At 58.5% G+C, this 12,616-nt stretch carries 14 protein-coding genes; 7 read left to right on the top strand and 7 right to left on the bottom strand.

Translation table 11 applies throughout. From position 1 onward, the window contains the following. Nucleotides 1–292: 292 nt before the first annotated feature. The 6 genes from ABGT79_RS04220 to ABGT79_RS04245 form a co-directional block, all read right to left on the bottom strand. Nucleotides 293–1,465 (bottom strand): pyridoxal phosphate-dependent aminotransferase, encoded by a 1,173-nt coding sequence (locus ABGT79_RS04220; protein WP_346665152.1) that lies wholly within the window; start codon nt 1,463–1,465, stop codon nt 293–295. A gap of 8 nt (nt 1,466–1,473) precedes the next feature. Further along, nucleotides 1,474–2,835, bottom strand: coding sequence for an FAD-binding oxidoreductase (locus ABGT79_RS04225; RefSeq protein WP_346665153.1), 1,362 nt, complete (start codon nt 2,833–2,835; stop codon nt 1,474–1,476). 9 nt (nt 2,836–2,844) lie between these two features. Then, nucleotides 2,845–3,645 (bottom strand): MetQ/NlpA family ABC transporter substrate-binding protein, encoded by an 801-nt coding sequence (locus ABGT79_RS04230; RefSeq protein ID WP_346665154.1) that lies wholly within the window; start codon nt 3,643–3,645, stop codon nt 2,845–2,847. Nucleotides 3,646–3,672: 27 nt separating this feature from the next. Beyond that, complete coding sequence (locus tag ABGT79_RS04235) at nt 3,673–4,353, bottom strand: methionine ABC transporter permease (protein ID WP_294488626.1); 681 nt, start codon at nt 4,351–4,353, stop codon at nt 3,673–3,675. Further along, nucleotides 4,346–5,380, bottom strand: a complete 1,035-nt coding sequence (locus tag ABGT79_RS04240; RefSeq protein ID WP_346665155.1) for an ATP-binding cassette domain-containing protein — start codon at nt 5,378–5,380, stop codon at nt 4,346–4,348. The genes ABGT79_RS04235 and ABGT79_RS04240 overlap by 8 nt, the downstream gene beginning before the upstream one ends. Before the next feature lie 691 nt (nt 5,381–6,071). Beyond that, nucleotides 6,072–6,362, bottom strand: a complete 291-nt coding sequence (locus ABGT79_RS04245) for a hypothetical protein (protein WP_346665156.1) — start codon at nt 6,360–6,362, stop codon at nt 6,072–6,074. A gap of 41 nt (nt 6,363–6,403) precedes the next feature. On the opposite strand from ABGT79_RS04245, the gene ABGT79_RS04250 reads away from it, so the two are divergent. The 7 genes from ABGT79_RS04250 to ABGT79_RS04280 all read left to right on the top strand — a co-directional run bounded on the left by ABGT79_RS04250 (nt 6,404) and on the right by ABGT79_RS04280 (nt 11,412). Beyond that, on the top strand, nt 6,404–7,225 hold the full coding sequence (locus ABGT79_RS04250) for a formylglycine-generating enzyme family protein (RefSeq protein ID WP_346665157.1): 822 nt from the start codon (nt 6,404–6,406) through the stop codon (nt 7,223–7,225). A gap of 73 nt (nt 7,226–7,298) precedes the next feature. Next, nucleotides 7,299–7,880, top strand: coding sequence for a flavodoxin (locus ABGT79_RS04255; RefSeq protein WP_346665158.1), 582 nt, complete (start codon nt 7,299–7,301; stop codon nt 7,878–7,880). Further along, nucleotides 7,877–8,107 carry a hypothetical protein gene (locus ABGT79_RS04260; RefSeq protein WP_346665159.1) on the top strand — a complete coding sequence of 77 codons (231 nt, stop codon included), beginning with the start codon at nt 7,877–7,879 and terminating at the stop codon, nt 8,105–8,107. Before ABGT79_RS04255 ends, ABGT79_RS04260 begins: the two co-directional genes overlap by 4 nt. An 11-nt stretch (nt 8,108–8,118) precedes the next feature. Beyond that, nucleotides 8,119–9,276: an iron-containing alcohol dehydrogenase gene (locus ABGT79_RS04265; protein WP_346665160.1), complete on the top strand. Its 1,158-nt coding sequence runs from the start codon at nt 8,119–8,121 to the stop codon at nt 9,274–9,276. A gap of 74 nt (nt 9,277–9,350) precedes the next feature. Continuing rightward, on the top strand, nt 9,351–10,316 hold the full coding sequence (locus ABGT79_RS04270) for an alpha/beta hydrolase (protein ID WP_346665161.1): 966 nt from the start codon (nt 9,351–9,353) through the stop codon (nt 10,314–10,316). Beyond that, a complete protein-coding gene (locus tag ABGT79_RS04275; protein ID WP_346665162.1) occupies nt 10,313–10,768 on the top strand; it encodes a cyclophilin-like fold protein in 456 nt (151 codons plus the stop codon). Before ABGT79_RS04270 ends, ABGT79_RS04275 begins: the two co-directional genes overlap by 4 nt. A gap of 167 nt (nt 10,769–10,935) precedes the next feature. Further along, nucleotides 10,936–11,412, top strand: coding sequence for a flavodoxin (locus ABGT79_RS04280; protein ID WP_346665163.1), 477 nt, complete (start codon nt 10,936–10,938; stop codon nt 11,410–11,412). A gap of 236 nt (nt 11,413–11,648) precedes the next feature. Here ABGT79_RS04280 and ABGT79_RS04285 read toward each other — a convergent pair whose 3' ends face one another. Then, entirely contained in the window at nt 11,649–12,563 is a 915-nt protein-coding gene (locus ABGT79_RS04285; RefSeq protein WP_346665164.1) for an AraC family transcriptional regulator, read from the bottom strand. Between the last annotated feature and the right edge of the window lie 53 nt (nt 12,564–12,616).

A 12,616-nucleotide genomic window follows, 5' to 3' on the forward strand; every position in this document is an offset into this window, starting at 1 on the left:
CCTTCGTCATGCCGCTCCGCTTTTCGACTCCGGTGGCCCTCACGGCGGACGGCCAGCGCCTGAGGCCGGGCTTTTCCGAAGGCGGCGGTGCACGGGTCGCATCCTGGCGGACGGCCCAGACGCAGGGACGCCTGCTTTCCTGCCCTCGTTCCGAAGTCGCACGACCGTCACCGCGCTCCTTGCCGGACGAAAAAGCACTTCCCTTCAAAAAACGTTGACGCGCTCCCCCCGAAAATCAGGGAGGAGCGCGTCTTCTGCCGAAAAGGACGAAGAACCGTCCGTCTCAGGCGCGTCAGCCTTTCAGGCCCGACATCTTTTTACGCATGTCGCCCAGGCGTTCCAGAGCCGCCTCAAGCGTATCCTTCCTCTTGGCAAAGTGCAGGCGGATGTACCGGTTTTCCGGTTCCTTGAAAAAGCTCGATCCCGGCACGGCGCCCACGCCCACATGTTCGGCAAGCTTTTCGCAGAAGACGACGTCGCTCTCAAAGCCGAACTCCGAGATGTCCAAGAGCACATAGTACGCCCCTTCAGGATCGGTGTGCGGAATCTTCAGATCATCCAGGCCCTGCATGAACAGATTTTTCTTCTCCGTGTACAGCGCCGTGAGCTCACGATAGTAGTCGTCCCCGAAGCGCAGTCCGGTCACGGCCGCCTCCTGCAGCGGCGACGCCGCGCCGACGGTGAGAAAATCATGCACCTTTCTGGCATGATCCACGATTTCGGGCGAGGCAATGATGTATCCGAGACGCCATCCCGTAATCGAATAGGTCTTGGACAGCGAACTGCACGAAATGGTGCGCTCGGCCATGCCTGGCAGAGACGCCATGTACACGTGCCGGTGCGGCGCATAGACGATATGTTCATACACCTCGTCGGTGATGACGTAGACGTCGTATTTGCGCGCAAGGGCGGCTATGATCTCCAGCTCCTCGCGGGTGAACACCTTGCCGCACGGGTTGGAGGGATTGCACAGAATGATGGCCTTGGGCTTCTGCCGGAAGGCGTCTTCGAGCTTTTCGGGATCAAAGCGGAAGGTCGGGGGCTCCAGCGGCACGTAGATGGGCTCCGCGCCGGAAAGCACGGCGTCCGCGCCGTAGTTCTCATAAAAGGGCGAAAAAACCACGACCTTGTCGCCGGGATTGGTCACGGTCAGCATGGCGGCCATCATGGCTTCGGTGCTTCCGCAGGTGACGACGATCTCGGTGTCGGGATCAATGGGGCGCCCCATGAAGCGGGACTGCTTGGCCGCGAGCGCTTCGCGGAAGTTCTGCGCGCCCCACGTCACCGAATACTGATGCGGGCCCTGGGCGGCCACCTCGGCCAGACGGTCGAGGATGGGCCTGGGCGGATCGAAGTCCGGAAAGCCCTGCGAAAGATTGATGGCTCCGAATTCCAGGGATACGCGGGTCATGCGGCGGATGACGGAATCCGTAAAACCGGCGGTTCTGTTGGAAAGTTTCTGCATGATGCACCTCAGGCCAGATACGATTTATGATCGTTGAGAATGTGACGCTCGTCCAGCGCGTTCTTGATGCGACGCTGCACGGCGAGTTCAACATCAGACGCATGCGACAGATAATACGGGCGCTTGCTCAGGCCAATGCCGTGTTCGCCGGACGTCAGTCCGCCCAGACGAAACGCCTCTGCGTATATCCTCTTCATGCAGGAAGCAAGTTCCGTGCTCCACTCATCGTCGGAACGCTCGCCGCGCATCACGCAAAGATGCACGTTGCCGTCTCCGGCATGACCGAACGCGACCATCCGAATGCCGGTTTCCTGCTCCACTTCATGAACGTAGGACACGAAATCCGCAATCTTGTCGATGGGCACGACGATGTCCACCGGTTCCTGTTCGGAGATGGCTTCCACCGCCTTCACCAGGCAGCCGCGCACGCTCCAGATCTCCGCCGCCCGGGCCGGATCGCCGAGCGGAATAAAATCCAGCGCGCCGTGGGCGAGCACCAGTTCGCGCACGCGCTCCACGCGGTCTTCAATGTCGTTCCTGTGCCCGTCGAAGGTGAGCAGAATGTAGGCTGCGGCCTGCGGACAGGGGTAGCTGATGCCCGTGAAGCGCTCGCCGAGCTCCACCACGCTGCGCTCCACGAATTCCACGGCCGTGGGATTCAGACCGGCCTGAAGAATCGCGGGAACCGTCCGGATGCCGTCATCGAGACCGGCAAAGGGAACCAGCGCCGTAAGAGAATATTCCGGCTTGCCCACCAGGCGCAGGAGGCAGCGCGTGATCACGGCCAGCGTGCCTTCCGAACCGACGACAAGCTGCCTGAGATCCAGACCGCTGGCGTCCTTGACGTTCCTGCTTCCCAGCTCCACGACGTCGCCGTTGGCCAGAACCACGGTGAGCCCGCGCACGTAGTCGCGGGTGACGCCGTATTTCACGGCCCTCATGCCCCCGGCGTTGGTGGAAATGTTGCCGCCGAGAGTCGAGGCCTTCTCGCCCGGATCCGGAGGATAGAACAGTCCCAGAGATTCCACCCTAGCCTGAAAATCCTTCAGCAGCACGCCGGGTTCCACCGTGGCGGTAAACGTTGCGGGATCTATGTCCAGAATGCGGTTCATGCGGGAAAGATCGAGAATGATGCCCCCGCCGGGCACCGTGGAGCCCACGAGATTGGTTCCCGCGCCGCGCGGGGTCACGGGAATGCGGTTTTCCCAGGCAAAGCGCATGACGGCGCTCACCTCTTCCGTGGACAGGGGATATACCAGCGCCTGCGCGGTTCCGCGGCGACGGCCCAGCGTGTCGGACAGGGCCGCTTCGGGAATGTTTTCCAAAAGAACGCGATCCTTGTCGCGGATGATGTCGTAAAGTTCACGCATGATGTGCTCCTATTTCCAGGCCGGCACAAAGAAACCGGCAAACGTGGTGTTGAATACGTCGATGACCGCCTGCGACTGATACGCTTCCACGATGCGCCGGTACACGGGGTTCTGCGCGTCCGCGGCGCGGCTGGCAATGAGGCAGGTGTAGCTGTCGTCGTCATACTTAGGTTCCTTGAAGATGGCCTCGTCGGCGGTGAGGCCGCTGTCCAGCGCATAGTTTCCGTTGACGGCCGCCAGCGCCACGTCGGGCAGCGTGGAAACGATCAGGTTGGCGTCCATCTCCACGAAATCAAGGTCCACGCAGGTGGATTCGATGTCGGACAGCTCGGGAGACGCGCCCGCCCCTTTTCTGAGCTTCAGCACTCCGGCCGCGTCCAGCAGTTTCAGGGCGCGTCCTTCGTTGGTGGCGTCATTGGGCACGGCCACCTTGTCGCCGTCCCTGAGCTCGCTTACCGACTTGATCTTATTGGAATACAGATTCATGGCCACAATGAACGTGTCCCCTATGGAAGCAATCTCATAGCCGTTGTTCCTGATCTCGTTCCGCAGAAACGCGTGATGCTGAAAGGCGTTGAGATCCACTTCCCCGCTGGCCAGCGCCTGATTGGGCAGGGAAAAATTGGAAAACTGCACGTATTCGAGCTTGACGCCCTCCCTGGCCATGGTTTCGGCCACGGGAGCCCAGATTTCTTCATACACCGCGCCGGTGAGACCGATTTTCACCACCTGCTCCGCGAATGCGGAAACCGGGGCGGCCAGAAGAGCGAAAAAAAGCACGGACGACTTGATGACGGCGGAAATATTCATGATAAACCTCAGTGTTGGCTGCTGTGATTAGTGTTTGCTGATGCGGGCCACAAGGCTCCCCAGAAGCTGAATGACCGTGACTATGGCGACAAGCACGATGACCGTGGAATAAATGATGTCCATGCGGCTGCGCTGCTGACCATAGACATAGGCGAAGTTGCCGAGTCCGCCCGCGCCCACGGCTCCGGCCATGGCCGTCAGGCCTATGAGACTGATGAGCGTGATCGTCACGCCGCGGGCGATGGCGGGAATGCTTTCGCGAAGATACACCCGGCAAATGATGTCGAGCCTGCCGCAGCCCATGGACTGCGCCGCCTCCACGAGGCCGGGACTGACCTCGCTCAGCGCCGATTCCATCTGTCTGGCGAGAAAGGGCACGGTGCCGAACACGAGGGGCACGATGGAGCCCTGCACGCCGATGGCCGTGCCGGAAATGAGACGGGTCAAAGGCAGAAGGCAGAACAGCAGGATGATGAACGGAATGGAGCGGAACAGATTGATGGTCTTGTCCAGCACTTCGTAGATCAGACGGTTCTCGAGAATCCCGCCCCGCCGGGTGACGATGAGCAGGACGCCGAGCGCAAGCCCCAGAACAAAGGATATGCTTCCGGACCAGAGCGTCATCTGCAGGGTTTCCACCGTGCTGCGCCAGAGCATGGGCAGCGACTTCATGGTATAGGGAAAATATTCGACGAGCAGATCAAGCATTGAGAAGCACCTCCACGCCTACATGAATATGTTCAAGATAATCAATACATTCCCGGATGGAGTTCTCCTTTCCCTCGGCAATGACGATCAAGCCTCCCAGAGGATGCCCGTCGATCATTTCGACATTGCCGAAAATAATGTTCAGATCCACGCCGTAGGTGCGGGAAAGATAGGAGACCAGCGCGCTGCAGACGTTGCGCTCAAGGTAGCGGAGACTGAGAATGCACTGTCCCGGCTTCAGTTCCAGAAGCGGCGATTTCTCGTTCAGAAGACGGCGGAATCCGGCCACATGAGACGTCATTTCCATGAAGTTGCGGGTCACGGGCTGCTGCGGATTGGCGAAAACGGAAAAGACGTCGCCCTGTTCCACCACGGCGCCGTTTTCCATGACGGCGACGTGATGACAGATTTCCTTGATGACCTGCATTTCGTGGGTGATGAGGACTATGGTCAGCCCCAGCTTGCGGTTCAGTTCGCGCAGAAGCTGAAGAATGGACTGGGTGGTCTGGGGATCAAGCGCGCTGGTGGCTTCGTCGCAGAGCAGCACTTCGGGCTCGCTGGCAAGCGCGCGGGCGATGGCCACGCGCTGCTTCTGACCGCCGGAAAGCTGGGAGGGGTAGTCGTCTTCCCGGCCTGAAAGGCCTACGAGTTCAAGAAGTTCCCGCACACGAGCGGCCACGGCGTCTTTGGAGAGGCCGCGTCCGGCGAGGGGAAAGGCCACATTGCCGAAGACCGTGCGGGAGCTGAACAGATTGAACTGCTGGAAGATCATGCCGATGCGGCGACGCACGGCGCGCACTTCCGCGGAGCTCAGCTGCGTGAGATCAATATCGTCGAACAGCACTCTGCCCGACGTGGGACGTTCCAGAAGATTGATGCAGCGAAGCAAGGTGGACTTTCCCGCGCCGGAAAAGCCGATGATGCCGAATATTTCGCCGCTTTTGATGGTCAGATGGACATGTTTGACGGCCTCCACGGGGCCCTGCGCGCCTGCGAACACCTTGCAGACGTCTTCGAGACGAATCATGGAATGCGTTCCTTGCGGAAAAAAGGAAAAGAAACCGGAATACCTTCCGGAGAACGCACGAAGACTCCCAGGCGCAGGAGAAAAAGCAGGCTTCTATCTAGCGAACGGGCATAGACTCCCTGCGCATGTGACGCGCCTGGGAGCAAAACATTCGTCCGAAACGAAAGTTCCGGCGAACAAGCCGTTCGAAAAATAGAGCCATAATCTTTACCTCGGGCTATACCTGCCTGACCTTTTATTTTTTGTCAAATAAAAAATAGAGACATATGCCAACAAGATACAAAAATTCTGCTTCCCGTAACCTGCGGCTCGCCCTCCATGCGGGCCGTCGTCTTCCCCGCCGCGCGGCAATCTCCGGACGGTGAAAACGGAAGACGATTTTCCCGGAAGCACTGTGCCGGAACGGCCGGACGCCTCCCGCCCTCTTTCCTTTGCCTCCGCGCATGGCCGCGGCGCTCCCTCGCCGCACAACAGCACGAGCGCGCGTTCTTCTTTCCTTTGCCTTCGCCCCTGTCTGCCGTGCCCCTGAACGGGAGCGCTGCCGTTTCGGCCTCTCCCGAGCCCTCCGCAGCGCCCTTCTCCGCCAGACTCGCAACCAGGAAGGAAACTCGCCGTTCGCGGAAAAGGCGTTCTTCTGTATGCACAGTTCCTTGCCGCACGTTATTTTTTCCCTTTATGCCCTTTGACAAAATCAGGCAATTTTTTGCCACAAATGCATCTTCATCCTCTTGTCGCCCTCATCTATTCTGCAAATCAGAAAAGAGCGTTTCCACACGGTACCGTACAGCGAGGCCCGCGCCTTCCATCGACGTTCGCTGCCGCGCTTCACGCTTTCATGATTCAAGGGCTGCAAAGCGAACATGCCGCGTTCTTTCCTGCGGATGACGGCATCGTTTTTTCTCCGCACATGGAATCGCCCCCTGATTCTCTTCGGCAGGCGATGCAAAGCTCTTGTTCCCGTTTCCAATGCTTCAAAAACCATGGAACCTTCAAACACACTCTCTGCAAGGTAAGGAGCAATGCATGAAATTTTTCTTCATCACAGCCCTTTGTCTGAGCGCCATAATGTCGGCATCCCAGGTTCAGGCCGCAACCGAGCTTGTCCTCATTCAGGGCGGGGACTTTGAAGTGGGAAGTCCGACCTCGGAAAATCGCCGGGAGAAAGATGAGGTACGCCATCATGTCGTGCTGTCTTCCTTTTACATGGGCAGCCGGGAAGTGACGCAGGAGGAGTACAGGGAACTCATGGGAAACAATCCCAGCCGGTTCCAGGGCGATGACCTGCCGGTGGAAAATGTCAGCTGGCACGATGCCGTGGCGTACTGCAACGCCAGAAGCGTTGCCGAAAACCTGACGCCGGCCTACGTCATCAGCGGCCGTGGAGACGCCAGAACCGTGACGTGGAACCGCAGCGCGAACGGCTACCGGCTCCCGACGGAAGCGGAATGGGAATACGCCTGCCGGGCGGGGACGAACACGCCTTTTTCCACGGGGGAAAACGTCACGGTCGATCAGGCGAACTATTACGGCACGTATCCTTACGACGGCTATCCCAGCGGCCGCTACCGCAGCCGTACCATTCCTGCGGGCAGCTTCGCGCCCAACGCCTGGGGACTGTACGACATGCACGGCAACGTCTGGGAATGGTGCTGGGACTGGTACGGCGCCTACGGCGATGAGAGCGTCGTCAATCCTGCCGGAGCCGATTCCGGAACCTACCGGGTCAACCGGGGAGGAGGCTGGAATGATTTTGGGCGTCATCTTCGCTCTGCTTACAGAGCTGCGTATCCGCCGGAAAACAGGACGTTCAATCTCGGATTCCGCCTTGCCCGCAACGCGGACTGACGTTCCCCCGGGCCCGAGCAGCTCGCTTCACGGCATTTGCAGAACAACCGCTGAACCTTTCAGGAGAATTATGATGATTATCTCTTTTTCCCGCCGTCGTTTTCTGACCATGTCCGTCATGACTCTCGGCGCTCTCGCCGTCAACGGCCTCTTTCGACCGGCTCATGCCGCGCCTTCCGACACGCTGATTGCGTATTTTTCGTGGTCGGGCAACACCCGCGGCATCGCACGGCTGCTGCATCAGAAAATCGGCGGAGACCTCGTGGAAATCGAACCGGTCACGCCCTATTCCGAAAACTACAACACCTGTCTGGACCAGGCAAAACGCGATCAGGAACGCGCGGCAAGGCCGAAACTGAAAACCCGCATCGCCGACATGGCGCGCTACAAGACGGTTTTCCTGGGCTATCCCAACTGGTGGGCCTCCATTCCCATGCCCATCGCCTCCTTTCTGGAGCAGTACGATTTTTCCGGCAAGACCATCGTCCCCTTCGTAAGCCACGGCGGCGGACGTCTGGGGCAGAGCGTCACGGACATTGCCAAGCTCTGCCCGTCCTCCAGAATTCTGGAAGCCCTTTCCGTTCGCTACAGCGGCGGATCTTCGCTCTCCGACGACATGGACGCATGGCTGAACGGAACCGGCCTGAAAGCATGATCCGCAAGGATGATGATTCCCCCGGTCTTTGCACCATGTTTCAGAAGCATTGCCATGAGCGTTTCACGCGAAATTTCGTCAACGAAAGCCTTCTGCCTGTCGGAGCCGCAGCCGCCGGACCTGTCCCCGTCGCCGGATCTTCTGAACAAGCCAAAGTTTATTTCCGCAACGACCTCGGCATGGAGCTCGGCATGGGCAGCGATCAGTATGAACTTATCAGCGCATAAAGGAACAACTCATGAAAAACTTTGAATTCTGCGTAACTACCGATATTTTGTTCGGTGCGGGACAGGAAAGCCAGCTTCCCGAAAAATTGAAAGCCTACGGCAGAAAAATTCTTCTGACCTATGGCGGCGGCAGTATCAAGAAAACCGGGCTTTATGACAGACTGAAGGCTTTGCTGAACGACTTTGAAATATTCGAGCTTGGCGGTATAGCTCCCAACCCGAAAATTGAAAGCGTCCGCGAAGGCGCCGCCATCTGCAAAAAGGAAGGCATCGACATGATCCTGGCCGTGGGCGGCGGAAGCACCATCGACTGTTCCAAGGCCATTGCCGCAGCGGCATGCCATGACGGCGACGCTTGGGATCTTCTGCTGGACATGAACAACTTGACCCGAGCTCTTCCCGTGGCCGTCGTGCTGACCATTGCCGCCACAGGCAGCGAAATGGACGCCGTCGCCGTTATCTCCAACGACGAGACCGGGGAAAAACTGCCGTTCTTCTCCCCGCTGCTTCTGCCCAAAGTGGCTGTGCTCAATCCGGAAAACACCTATACCGTTCCCCCCTTCCAGACGGCCTCCGGCGCCGCGGACATCATGTCGCACGTGATCGAAAACTATTTCGACCGCGAACCGGCCCTTGTGCCCGACGCCATCAATGAAGGACTTCTGCGGACCGTCATCGCCTGCGCTCCCCTCGCCCTGGAGCAGCCATCCAACTACGAGGCAAGGGCGCAGCTCATGTGGGCCAGCACGCTGGCGCTGAACGGTCTGGGCTCCGCCGGAAAAAACTTTGCCTGGAGCTGCCACTACATCGAGCACGAGCTCAGCGCCCTCTACGACATCACCCACGGAGCCGGGCTCGCCGTTCTGACGCCGAAGTGGATGCGCTACATTCTTTCCGACGACACGGTGGACAAGTTCTGCGACTACGCCGCCAATGTCTGGGGATTCCGCAGAGAAGAAGACAAATATGCACTGGCCAACCGCGGCATCGACGCCACGGAGGCGTTCTTCAAGAGCATCGGCCTGCCCTCCACACTGACGGAATTCGGCATAGACGACGCCATGTTCGAGACGATGGCCGAAAAGGCCGTCCGCATCGGCTCTCTGAGCAATGCCTACGTGCCGCTGGATGAACGGGACGTCGTCCGGATTCTGCGCATGAGCCTGTAACGCAAACCAGATCACGCGAAAAAGCACACCATCTTTCCAGCACAACAGCATCACTCCACAACCGGAGGAAACGCATGGGCTTCATGACCGACACCCATTATTACGAAGGAACAAAGACGACCTTCCTCAAAACCGGGCTGCGCGTCGCCGCTCTGGTCTTCCATCCCGAAGGCTTTGACGAGAACGCAAGCTATCCCGCCGTGGTGGTCACGCATCCCGGCGGCGGCGTCAAGGAACAGGTGGCCTCGCTGTATGCCTGGAATCTTTCCCAAAAAGGCTACGTGACCATTGCCTTTGACGCTTCCCATCATGGAGAAAGCGAGGGCATGCCGCGTTACCTGGAAGATCCGGCCTCCCGCGTGGAAGACATCCGCGCCGCGGTGGACTATCTGACGACGCTCCCCTTCGTGGACAGAGAACGCATCGGAGCCGTGGGCATATGCGCAGGCGGCGGTTATACCATGAGCGCCGTTCAGACGGACATCCGCATCAAGGCCGCCGCCGGCATCAGCTCCTGGAATACCGGCGACTGGGTCAGGGACGGTTTTCCGCCCCGGGGGAAGAACAGCGCCCTGCTCAGCTCCCTGAAAACGGCGGCGGAACAAAGAACAAGGGAAGCCAACGGCGAAGAGCCCCTGTACGTCGGCTATGTGCCCAACTCTCCGGAGGAAATCGACGAACATACGCCCGTCATCATGAAGGAGGCCTCCGAATATTACAGAACCGAACGCTGCGCCTACCCCACGTCCGTCAACAAAATGGCCGTGCAAAGCCTCGACAGACTGGCCGCGTTCGACGCCTTCCAATACCTCGACACCGTTTCGCCCCGCCCCATTCTTCTGATCGTGGGCAGCCTCGCCGACACCAAACATTTCAGCGAAGACGCCTACAGCAGAGCCAAGGAGCCCAGAGAACTCTTTGTCGTTGACGGCGCGACGCATATCGATCTGTACGATGTGCCGAAGTTTGTCGAGCAGGCCGTCAGCAAACTCACGTCATTTTTTGACAAAAACTTGAAAAACATGCGGGTCATGCCATGAAAAAAAGTATTCTTCTCCTGAGCTGCTCCCTGCTGTGCCTGGGATTGTCGACCATCTGCACGGCGGAAGAAACGCAGGCGAAAAAAATAAGGATGCTGTTTGCCGGAGAGCAGGCCGTCGTCGAGCTGGACGATCATCCTGCTGTGCGGGATCTGCTTTCCAGGCTGCCCATGACCGTGACGTTTGAAGACTACAGCGGCATGGAAAAAATCAGCTACCTTTCCGAAAAGCTGAACACGGAAAGCTCTCCTTCAAGCTGCGATCCTTCAGTGGGAACGTTTGCCTACTATGCGCCGTGGGGCAATCTTTCCGTATTCTACCGGGACTTCAGGCATTCCGAAGGGCTTGTGCCGCTGGGACGCGTAGTGTCCGGCATGGACGGCCTTGCCCGAATGCAGGGAGACGTTTCCGTACGTCTGGAAATTGACGAACAGCCAAGCTCCCCCCGATAACCCGCAAGGCAAAGGCCCTTGACATGAAGCAGGCAACCAAACACTTCCATCTTCTTTCCAGACGCAACTTCCTGAAATACGCCTCCGCAGGAATGATGACCCTTTGCGCCGCACCTTCGCTTTTTCAGGCATCCTCCGCATCGGCAGCAGAAAAACAAGGAGAAAACATGCTTATTCTGTATTTCTCGCATTCCGGCAATACCCGCACCCTTGCCGAATACATCCACAGCAAAATCGGCGGGGACATGCTGGAACTTAAAACCGTCAGTCCTTATCCTTCCGACTACGACGCCGTCGTGGATCAGGCGCAGCAGGAACAGCGGCGGAATGCCAGACCGGACATCAGCACCGGCATCCCGAATCTTGAAGCATACGACACCGTCTTCATCGGCTATCCAAACTGGTGGGGAACCCTGCCCATGCCGTTCTTCACCCTGCTTGAACGCCAGCCGCTCGGCCGCAAAACCATCGTCCCCTTCTGCACGCATGAGGGAAGCCGCTTCGGACGCAGCGAACGGGATCTTCAACGGCTTTGCCCCGAGGCCCGGATGCTGGAAGGCTTTGAAGTGCGCGGATCAAGAGTCGGACAGGCGCGGGCGGACGTGGACGCATGGCTGCGCAGACTGGGATTTCTCGCCGGATAACAAATCGCCGTCATAAAAACGTGCGGAGCCTTCTCTCCGCTCCGCGCACCCGACAAAGGCCTGTCTGAACATCGTTCAGGCAGACCTTTGTATCATGCCTGCGGCGCGGCGACCGCGTATTTCGCCCGAACGCCGATACGGCTTGAAATCTCGTCACAAAAAAAAGAGAGGAGCCGTCTTCCACGACTCCTCCGCCTCCCGAAAACATTTCGCTCGTCTCCGGAATCCGCCCGCTGTCATCCCGCAAAGCTGCGCCGAAGCGTGATGTCGCGATGCGGCGGCTCGCCGAACATGCGCTTATATTCCCTGTTGAACTGCGTCACGCTCTCATAGCCCACGGCCAGCGCGGCAGCGGCGGCCCGCTCGTTCTCCACAAGCATGAGCCTCTGCGCTTCATAGAGCCGCAGCTGCTTATGGTACTGCAACGGGCTGAAACCCGTAATACTTTTAAAATGACGATGCAGGCTCGATATGGACATGCTGACCTGCTTTGCCAGGGCATCCATACGCAACGGACCGGCAATATTCTTTTTCATGATGGAAATGGCCTGCACTATCTGACTGTCCTGCGAACCGCTGGTGTACAGGCCCTGCAACGTGCTTCCCTGCGGACCGATAAGCAAGAGATAATGAAGCTCCCGCATGATGATGGGCGCACGCACGGCTATCTGTTTCGGCTTGTCCAGAAGTTCTGCCAGCCTGAGCAGCGCCTCCAGAAAATCCGGTTCGGCATCGGCCACGGAAACGCCCAGTCCGGCATGAAAGGCGGGCCTCTCTTCCGGGTCCATTTCCGAGATCAACTCGGTGAATATTTTTTTATCCAGATAAAAAAACAAGGAAAGAAACGGCGTTTCCGAACTCGGGTCAACAGCGTAGGAGATGCTCGGCATATCCACCGCGGAAACAAGACACTGATTTTCACGAAGCACATATTCCTGCATGCCTATGGTGGACTGCTTGCTGCCCTGAACCACAACGGAAGCCAGAGGTTTTTCAAAGCAGCGTTCCGAACTGTTGGTCTCGTCCCGGCGCACCAGCGTCAGCCCTTTGACTGCGGACGGCCGCGCATCCGGCGTCTCCATGTGTCGCAGAATCACCTCTCTCAGCTTCCGATTAATCCTCGCAACGCGTTCCTGTCTGTCGCTGTCCATAGGGCATCTCCTTGTCGGCTGTTGTTCTTTCAAGAGAGAATTACGCTCTTTCT

Origin of the sequence: uncultured Mailhella sp. (assembly GCF_963931295.1) — a bacterium.
Taxonomy (GTDB): Bacteria; Desulfobacterota; Desulfovibrionia; order Desulfovibrionales; family Desulfovibrionaceae; genus Mailhella.

What these genes read in the sequence shown, in the direction of transcription:
- ABGT79_RS04220 (WP_346665152.1), bottom strand. Translation starts at nt 1,465, where the DNA reads ATGCAGAAACTTTCCAACAGAACCGCCGGTTTTACGGATTCCGTCATC.
- ABGT79_RS04225 (WP_346665153.1), bottom strand. Translation starts at nt 2,835, where the DNA reads ATGCGTGAACTTTACGACATCATCCGCGACAAGGATCGCGTTCTTTTG.
- ABGT79_RS04230 (WP_346665154.1), bottom strand. Translation starts at nt 3,645, where the DNA reads ATGAATATTTCCGCCGTCATCAAGTCGTCCGTGCTTTTTTTCGCTCTT.
- ABGT79_RS04235 (WP_294488626.1), bottom strand. Translation starts at nt 4,353, where the DNA reads ATGCTTGATCTGCTCGTCGAATATTTTCCCTATACCATGAAGTCGCTG.
- ABGT79_RS04240 (WP_346665155.1), bottom strand. Translation starts at nt 5,380, where the DNA reads ATGATTCGTCTCGAAGACGTCTGCAAGGTGTTCGCAGGCGCGCAGGGC.
- ABGT79_RS04245 (WP_346665156.1), bottom strand. Translation starts at nt 6,362, where the DNA reads ATGGTTTTTGAAGCATTGGAAACGGGAACAAGAGCTTTGCATCGCCTG.
- ABGT79_RS04250 (WP_346665157.1), top strand. Translation starts at nt 6,404, where the DNA reads ATGAAATTTTTCTTCATCACAGCCCTTTGTCTGAGCGCCATAATGTCG.
- ABGT79_RS04255 (WP_346665158.1), top strand. Translation starts at nt 7,299, where the DNA reads ATGATTATCTCTTTTTCCCGCCGTCGTTTTCTGACCATGTCCGTCATG.
- ABGT79_RS04260 (WP_346665159.1), top strand. Translation starts at nt 7,877, where the DNA reads ATGATCCGCAAGGATGATGATTCCCCCGGTCTTTGCACCATGTTTCAG.
- ABGT79_RS04265 (WP_346665160.1), top strand. Translation starts at nt 8,119, where the DNA reads ATGAAAAACTTTGAATTCTGCGTAACTACCGATATTTTGTTCGGTGCG.
- ABGT79_RS04270 (WP_346665161.1), top strand. Translation starts at nt 9,351, where the DNA reads ATGGGCTTCATGACCGACACCCATTATTACGAAGGAACAAAGACGACC.
- ABGT79_RS04275 (WP_346665162.1), top strand. Translation starts at nt 10,313, where the DNA reads ATGAAAAAAAGTATTCTTCTCCTGAGCTGCTCCCTGCTGTGCCTGGGA.
- ABGT79_RS04280 (WP_346665163.1), top strand. Translation starts at nt 10,936, where the DNA reads ATGCTTATTCTGTATTTCTCGCATTCCGGCAATACCCGCACCCTTGCC.
- ABGT79_RS04285 (WP_346665164.1), bottom strand. Translation starts at nt 12,563, where the DNA reads ATGGACAGCGACAGACAGGAACGCGTTGCGAGGATTAATCGGAAGCTG.